Below are 6,000 nucleotides of genomic sequence, written 5' to 3'. Positions count from 1 at the left end.
AAAAAGCAGTTAGCTTATGAGCAACTGACCACTTAATCTAGCCAAAACAAGTTATGCACTTACAATTTGAATCTAGGTTATAAAAAAAAGCCATTGCTTACAATTACATTTATAGCGAGCATTACGTAACAAGCTAGCAAGTTATATAGCAGACCTACGGCCACAACTTAACTTGCCTATTATTAATGAAATAACGAAAGACTTTTCATAATGACTGTTTTTTATAATTATTTAGAGCAAATTATCCATGACGTCATTGTATAGATCATCTTCACCAACATGCAGATATAATTCTGTAGTAGAGATTTGACTATGACCTAGCAACAACGAAATATTTTTGATATTAGCCCCATTATTGTAAAGGTTTGTTGCATAGCTGCGGCGCAATGAATGCGGAGGTGGGGCGTTGTATTTCACACACAATTTAAATATCGCATCAGAACTCATTGCTTTATTTTGTAAGTGCCCCCCTTTTAGAATACTTACAAAAAGAGGATCATTTTCATTAGAATACTTATAAATTTTAAACCATTGTTTAATAGCTTCAGTAACTACTGGGTGTAAAGCTACTTTACGCTCTTTATTGCCTTTACCTATAACTCGAAGTGATTTTTCCCGAACGTCACCCACCTTTAAACTAGCCGCTTCTAACCTCCGCAACCCGCAACGTGTTAGTATCGAAAATAACGCATAATCCCGAACATTAGCGACATGATTGCCAATTTTAGCACCATTCTCCCCTATTCCTGATTGTATTTTATTGAGTAAATCGCACACTCCTTTATGGTCTAATAGCTCATATTCTTTGCTACGCGAGCCTGCTTTTGGCTTTATGAACTTAATGGCATCACGTTGTAACGTACTCATATACCCAAGTAAATAAGCGTGCTCAACAACTTGTTTTACTATAGAAATGTACAAGGTTATCGTCTTTGGTGCATAATTTCCTTTAGACTTAAAACTATTAATTAAACTATTTAATGCAACCCCGCTAAAGTTTTGCCAGTTAATATCATAGATTGAATCCCTGCCCATATGCTTAGCTATCGCTTTCAAAACCCTTGCTGCAGTTTCTTTAGAGGCTTCAGAGGTTAGCGATAATATATAATTATATATCGGACATTGCGCATCTTTGTAGATAATTGTTTTATTGTGCCTGCCATTGGAAACGGCCAAATCTTTACGCACTTCAAATAGCTCTTTTGCAAATCGTGTCACGATGAACCTTTCTTTGTATTTTGTTGTAGTAGAATTAAAATAAATAGTTTAATGTTAATCTCTGAAATTAAACCCGTACATCACATTTGTTCACTTTAACAACACCTTAGTTCAAATCGCCCAATATATTTATGTACGCTATAAGTACGAAAATTATAATTTCCATACTGGTCACATTAACTTCAAAAATAGCTCTTGTAAATCACTATTTACGATAGCTATTTTTATGTTAAATTGGACTTTAAATAAAAAACTCAGGCTAACTCACCTAAGTTTTTAAATTTCATTTTTTGAGCTTTTTTACATGTTTTGGAGTGTAAATCATAAAACTAAAGGCAATTAATAATATTAAGCCCAAAGCAGCTGTAAATAACTCGGCTATTAGTGTAACTGATAAATTGTGTGCCACACCCGACACAATTAATGAAAGCAGCAATATGAACACGGGTATAATCACTTGGCTTGCATAACACGACAGTAAATATATCGCCGCGTTCGGACCACCCATAAAGTTACACTTTTTAAAAACATAAAAAGTAGCAAAATGACTAATCAAATAAATAATGACAAATAAAAAAACTAACACACCCCAATCCTTCTGAACGGTTTATTTAAAAATTATGTCACACTTTCATATCTAAGCTACTAAGCTAGAGAGGGTCAATATATAAGCTCTAATAAAATAGTGTTTTTTATAAAGCACGATATAAACACACTAACCAACTGATTGATAACAATAAAATCACATACTCAAAACTGTAATTAGTGCGGAGAAGTTGATTTTTTACTGTGCTTAACATTACCGTAATGATTTTCTATAAACCAAATTAAATAGTCAGGGTCGTTCATTAGCTTATAAAGCTTGCGTTGGTATCGCCCTACTGCATAAGCATTATGGCTGATGTCCTTCAATATTTGCTCAATATATTTGATTGGTTTCTCTTTGGGTTCAAGATCTACATTAGGTGCTTCGTCTTTTTTATCAAACTCAATTGCCAAGCTTGGGTGGTACTGAGCTATAAAATTTTCAAGTGCATCACTTTTAGTGCTCAACCTTATAATTTTATTTCTCATCCTAGAGCGAGTATTTCTAACATCCGTTAATTTTCGCTTGGCGTTAATAACTTCAACGTCAACACAAGTCATGTAGTTGTCCGAAGCTGCTGGGGATAAAGGTGTTTTGCTCATGGAGATATTGCTTATTATCTGTAATTTATCTTTAAGAGCGTAGTCCTGGTCAGGCTCTCAGTTAAAAGCATAAAACACCCTTTTATGGGGTGTTTTATGCAGGCGAAAATGCTTAAACTATATCTTTCTTTTCATCTATGTAAGCTAGCGCTTCTTTTATAGGCCCCATTCTGTTCATGTTAGCGACAGTCGTTAAAGCTATAACAACAATATAGCCAAGGAATAAAACCATATATGCTGTATTTGAACTTTTAGTCATAAAGTACGTTACCAGAGCTATTATCCCACCAAATATGGTCCAAAATATTGAATAAGTGAACATATTGAGTGCAAAGAGGGCTTTCATGGCCGTTAACGCTGGCTTCATTTCTATATCTGAAATGTGATCAAATTTACCATCTTGAGTTTTTACACCGATTATCGTGCGCTTGGGTGTTGAACGCTCCATAACTTCCATGTAATCAATGGTGAATTGTTCGCCAACACCTTTAACTAGATGTCTATTTATAACGTCAGGTACTTGCATATTTCCATATTTAATACCGTCGAACTCTAAGTAGTCATAAATATTCACGGTAGTTTTATGTGTTTTTTCCGTAAAACTTTCTGTGATGTCAGTGAGTTTACCTGTGAGCTGATGAATCATGTTATTCCCTCTTTGTGGTTTCTTGCATTTAAAAATTCACATGGACGTTCAACACATGTAGTCATTGGCTGTGTAAAGCCAATTCACAACACTGAATGTATTTAGGTCCAAAAAAAACAGAAAATAAAACCCTATTGGTATTTTGATAATCTGTATTGCACGAATTATGACACACTTGAATGTTTAGGCTACAAAGCTAGAAGGGGTGAATATAGTGACTCTAATTTGTTATTTTTACTAATAACGAGCGCATAATTAAATAACGGGGCTGATACAACCGCACTTAATAGCACAGATGATGTTGGTTTGTTTGGGTAGGTGAATACATAAAGGCAACTTCTATCCTCTTCATTTGCGAATAAAACAGATTGAAAATGTAAGGAAGCATGCTTTTGGTATTATTCTAGAGGTGCGAGCTGCGTTAATTGATGTCATTAACTAAATAGATTGAACCACAAAAATTATAAAATAATAACTAATCTTTATTTTTATGCTTCAAGGCATACAAACCACCAGCAAGTGAAAATATTGTAATAGTTAAAACTATAATAGTCGCAATTTGAATTGTATTCATAAATACCTCGAAGTAGTTTAATAATAATTATACACAAAGCTATTAAATATAAAAAGCGCACTGAGATTAGTAATCTTTACTAGCTTCAAATTATTAGCTTGTGGCCTTAACTGCAAATAAATAAAGACCTGATAAAATTGATACGACAAACGTCAATATAGCTACAGGTAAGTTAAGCTCAATTAATGAATTTGAAGTTGCTTCAAAAATATTGGTAAATTATATACCTACTTATTTGACTTGCCGACTGCACTAACCTTTCCATTTGACCATCTTATGAAGAGGGTGTTCCCTACTCGCCATTCAGTAATCTTTTTAATCATTCTTCCAATTTTCCTTTATTAACATTCCCAAACCACAGAATAAGCATGCCAAGCGCGGCACAAGCGACGATACCAAAAACAACCCAGACAGGGTCATCATTTGCCGATATTGAACTAATCATATTTACTAATTTCTACTTTCTTTTGCGTAGTAAATCTATAGCTGTCTTCTGTTTTTTTACTTCAACTAACAAGTTCATCTTATGCGTGTAAGCATCCTGTAACTTAGCATCAGTCTCTTTGAGTGCAGCTTTTACAGATTCGAGTTCTTTACTTAATGCTAAATTAGCATCATTTAACGCAGTTAAATCTTTATCTTCTGATTCCGCTATCTCATTTAAATTAATGTGATTAGGGCTTATATCATTATTATAAATTTCAAAATTGTCAGTTTCTTCCTGTAAAGCTAAATTAGAAGCTTTCAGCGTTTTTAGTTCGTTTTGTAATGCAGTTTTTACTTCGGTGAGTTCATTAACTTTATTTTTATTGTCTTCTAGCGCCTGGGTAGCATCTTCAAGCTCTGCATTAACTTTTTCATTCTGCTTTATAAGGGCTTCATTACTTAAGAGTAATTTAGCGTTTCTTTCATCTAGCGTTTGTGCGAGAGCCTTGCTTTCACTAGCTAATGCTTTCTGTGAAGTTAGCTCTTCTACTAGTTCTTGGTTCAACCTACTACTAGACAGATTTTTTGTTCTCAACTGTTCAATTTGTGTATCTAGCTCCTTTACGGCCAGAGAATGCGTGCGAGTCAGTTCCTCCAGAGCTTTTTGATATTGTGCATCATTTTCTTGATTTTCATTAGCAAGCTCTCGACTCTGCATTAACTGCCTCTCAAGTAGCTCTATCCTTGTTTCGCTTGCCACTTGCTTAAGACTCAGTGCCTCATATTCAGCTTTGAATTGTGATAGTTCTTGCTCGGCTATTAAACGCTGTCTATTAGCTTCATTAAATTGGTTTTTATAGCGTAGTTCTGCCTCTTTTTCCTTTAGCGCCAATTCATCCATAAACGTTTGTGCAAAGTTAGATGACAATGCAAATTTGTTATCAAACCATTCCTTTTGCTCTTGGGCCCTAATAGTCTTCCAAGATAGTAAGTGTTTATGAGCTGTGCTCGTGCTTTTAATTTCAGGGATCAACGACAAAAGCATAGGAATGTTGGGCTCAATACCTTTTTTTACTAAGTTATTACACAACTCATGAATCATTTTTTTGTGATTTAATGAAGTGGTTTTTGCAGACATTGGTATTACCTACTTTTAAACATGATTGAATTATACACACGCTTGTTCATATAGGCAATTACGGCAAATAGTATCGCTCTTATCGCGAAACAATTTCGCCATTAGCGAGGGAATAGTTTCGCAATTAATTACAATATGAACGAGCTTAAAACCAGACGCCAAAATCAAAAAAGCCATATAAATCATTGTTTATATAGAACTTTATACTTAACCACTAACTAAGTTAGTTATTTGAATTTAAATTTACAGAAATAAAAATATTAATAACTCTAAAATATCCATGTTAAATACAGAAAAAAAACGCGAAAGCTTTCGCACTAACTTTCGCAGTTTTTACGAAATTTTATTAATAAATTCGATGATAATTTATATCTGTAATAAGAGCTTTTATATACAAATACATACTAATTGTGTTGATTAAAATGTATACAAGTCTAGCTATATCTTCACTATTTCCAAACTTTATAATTGCAGCGTAAAAAAATAATTGGCAAAAAATTGATACAAAAGCATAAGCATAACGCTTTGTTAGAATAGACATACATTTTCTCCAGTTTTTGTTTGTCACATACTCAATTTCTGCAATAAGCCAGCCACATTTTTTCAAACGATCAAACAAGCATTTAATGTGTTTTAAATCAGGTTGTTACAACATTAAATTTATGAGTGTTTTAGAAGTATACATATTTAATGTGTAAAAAGTTTAAGAAAGAAATGATAGTTTAATAAAAGTGTAAAAAATGAAGACACTTTTCTACTTTTCTGCAAAAAAACTGTAATCAATACAGAACACATGCTCTGCATTTAAAC

The 6,000-nt window shown here is 33.5% G+C and carries 4 protein-coding genes; all 4 read right to left on the bottom strand.

Features of this window, described 5'->3' with window-relative positions:
- Positions 1-231: 231 nt before the first annotated feature.
- The 4 genes from I6E85_RS21210 to I6E85_RS11710 all read right to left on the bottom strand — a co-directional run bounded on the left by I6E85_RS21210 (position 232) and on the right by I6E85_RS11710 (position 5,190).
- Positions 232-1,218 carry a site-specific integrase gene (locus tag I6E85_RS21210; RefSeq protein WP_024590321.1) on the bottom strand — a complete coding sequence of 329 codons (987 nt, stop codon included), beginning with the start codon at positions 1,216-1,218 and terminating at the stop codon, positions 232-234.
- Between the two features lie 762 nt (positions 1,219-1,980).
- Positions 1,981-2,406 carry a hypothetical protein gene (locus I6E85_RS11720; RefSeq protein WP_024590319.1) on the bottom strand — a complete coding sequence of 142 codons (426 nt, stop codon included), beginning with the start codon at positions 2,404-2,406 and terminating at the stop codon, positions 1,981-1,983.
- Positions 2,407-2,518: 112 nt separating this feature from the next.
- Positions 2,519-3,052, bottom strand: a complete 534-nt coding sequence (locus tag I6E85_RS11715; protein WP_024590318.1) for a hypothetical protein — start codon at positions 3,050-3,052, stop codon at positions 2,519-2,521.
- A gap of 1,031 nt (positions 3,053-4,083) precedes the next feature.
- Positions 4,084-5,190, bottom strand: a complete 1,107-nt coding sequence (locus I6E85_RS11710) for a hypothetical protein (RefSeq protein WP_024590317.1) — start codon at positions 5,188-5,190, stop codon at positions 4,084-4,086.
- Between the last annotated feature and the right edge of the window lie 810 nt (positions 5,191-6,000).

It is taken from the genome of Pseudoalteromonas sp. NZS71 (assembly GCF_015864715.1).
GTDB classification, from domain to species: domain Bacteria; phylum Pseudomonadota; class Gammaproteobacteria; order Enterobacterales; family Alteromonadaceae; genus Pseudoalteromonas; species Pseudoalteromonas arctica.
This window is presented reverse-complemented; position numbering and strand designations above follow the sequence as displayed.

What these genes read in the sequence shown, in the direction of transcription:
- I6E85_RS11715 (WP_024590318.1), bottom strand. Translation starts at nt 3,052, where the DNA reads ATGATTCATCAGCTCACAGGTAAACTCACTGACATCACAGAAAGTTTT.
- I6E85_RS11710 (WP_024590317.1), bottom strand. Translation starts at nt 5,190, where the DNA reads ATGTCTGCAAAAACCACTTCATTAAATCACAAAAAAATGATTCATGAG.
- I6E85_RS11720 (WP_024590319.1), bottom strand. Translation starts at nt 2,406, where the DNA reads ATGAGCAAAACACCTTTATCCCCAGCAGCTTCGGACAACTACATGACT.